We start from the raw sequence: 539 nt of genomic DNA, 5'->3' as shown, positions 1-539 counted from the left end.
CGGCATCAGGAACGGCTTGTCGAGCGGACGCACCGGCGTCGGGATGTAGGCATCGACCGCAGCCATCAGTTCGCGGATGGCGTCCTCGCCGATCTTCTTGTCGCTATCTTCAAGTGCGGCAAGCGCCGAACCCTTGACGATCGGAATGTCGTCGCCGGGGAACTCGTTCTTGGTCAAAAGCTCACGCACCTCGAGCTCGACCAGCTCGAGCAGCTCGGCGTCGTCGACCTGGTCGACCTTGTTCAAGAACACCACGATCGAGGGCACGCCGACCTGGCGGGCGAGCAGGATGTGCTCGCGCGTCTGCGGCATCGGGCCGTCGGCGGCCGACACCACCAGGATCGCGCCGTCCATCTGCGCAGCACCGGTGATCATGTTCTTCACATAGTCGGCGTGGCCGGGGCAGTCGACATGGGCATAGTGGCGGTTGGCGGTTTCGTATTCGACGTGCGCCGTCGAAATGGTGATGCCGCGCGCCTTCTCTTCGGGCGCCGCATCGATCTGGTCGTAGCGCTTGTATTCGCCAAAATACTTGGTGA

1 protein-coding gene is annotated in these 539 nt (G+C 63.1%); it reads right to left on the bottom strand.

Going from position 1 to position 539, the window contains the following annotated elements:
* Window positions 1-539: GTP-binding protein (locus NKI25_RS36400; RefSeq protein WP_352596439.1), on the bottom strand; the 539-nt coding region annotated here is incomplete at both ends.

This window comes from Mesorhizobium sp. M0808 (assembly GCF_040320025.1).
Classification (GTDB): Bacteria; Pseudomonadota; Alphaproteobacteria; order Rhizobiales; family Rhizobiaceae; genus Mesorhizobium.
Note: the sequence above shows the minus strand (reverse complement) of the source record. Positions and strands in the feature narration are given on the sequence as shown.